Annotated in this window: 1 protein-coding gene; it reads right to left on the reverse strand. The window is 72.1% G+C overall.

Going from position 1 to position 748, the window contains the following annotated elements; all coding sequences use genetic code 11:
• Nucleotides 1-748 (reverse strand): Gfo/Idh/MocA family protein (locus tag ACSC1Q_RS42980; RefSeq protein ID WP_436764510.1); only part of this gene is annotated, 748 nt, incomplete at both ends.

A 748-nucleotide genomic window follows, 5' to 3' on the forward strand; every position in this document is an offset into this window, starting at 1 on the left:
ATGAACAGTGCCGCGTCGTCGACGTCGACCTCGCCCATCTCCGCGCCGCTTCCGTTTCCGGTGTCGGCCGACAGGCCGGCCGAGGTCCCCGCGATGGGCCGCTGGGTGATGAACGTCTCGGTCAGCCCCGAGACCTGGGTCAGGCGCTGGCCGGTGATGAACTGGGCGGTGTCGATGATGTGCGCGCCGATGTCACCCAGCGCGCCGGAACCGGCCAGGTCCTTTCGCAGCCGCCACACCAGCGGGAAGTCCGGATCGACGATCCAGTCCTGCAGATACTGCGCCCGCACGTGACGGATCGCGCCCAGACGGCCCTCGGCCACCCAGCGGGCGGCCTGCGCCACGGCCGGCACCCGGCGGTAGTTGAACGCCACCATCGCGTACACCCCCCGCTCGGCCGCCGAACGCGCCGCCGCCGCCATCGCCTCGGCCTCGGCCACCGTGTTGGCGAGCGGCTTCTCGCACAACACGTGCTTGCCGGCCTCCAGCGCGGCGATCGCGATCTCGGCGTGGGAGTCACCCGGCGTGCAGATGTCGACCACCTGCACGTCGTCACGGGCGATCAGCTTGCGCCAGTCGGTCTCGACCGCGGCCCAGCCCATCTGCTCGGCCGCCGCCGCCGTCCCCTCCGCGGAACGGCCGCAGACGGCGGCCATCACCGGCCGGGCCGGCAGGTCGAAGAACGCCGACACACTGCGCCAGGCCTGGGAGTGCACCCGGCCCATGAAGGCGTATCCGACCATGCCGA

Origin of the sequence: Streptosporangium heterodermiicola, from assembly GCF_051390675.1 — a bacterium.
Classification (GTDB): domain Bacteria; phylum Actinomycetota; class Actinomycetes; order Streptosporangiales; family Streptosporangiaceae; genus Streptosporangium.